The 360-nt window shown below is 54.2% G+C and carries 1 pseudogene; it reads right to left on the minus strand.

The features are described 5' to 3' along the window. Positions 1 to 360: pseudogene (locus DXD25_RS16005) on the minus strand (DNA-binding protein); the annotation flags it as partial.

The raw sequence follows: 360 nt of genomic DNA on the forward strand, positions 1-360 counted from the left end.
AAACTTGTCGGCAGTCTCTGCGCCCTTGGAGCTGAGCAGGAGAGAGAAGTCGCCCAGATCACCCAGTCGGATCTTCTTGCCCTCGAGCAGCATCTCTCTCATGCAGTCCACTGCCATGTAGAGGATGGCGCTGATGTCAGCTCTTGAATATACGCTGCCGTGAGAAGTGATGTGCTTGGCAAACTTCTCGATGGTCATCACATCGGTGTACTGCGAGATGGCGAACGCATTCTGCTTCTCGGTCTTCACCAGGTCGGTGTCCTTCTTGTCCGGCTCCTTGCCGTCCTTCTTAGCCTGGTTGATACGTGACTTTGCCTGGTTGATCTCAAGGAGGTTTGCGTTCACGCTGCGCATTACGAT

It is taken from the genome of Prevotella sp. TF12-30, assembly GCF_003436715.1.
In the GTDB taxonomy this organism is placed as follows: Bacteria; Bacteroidota; Bacteroidia; order Bacteroidales; family Bacteroidaceae; genus Prevotella; species Prevotella copri_A.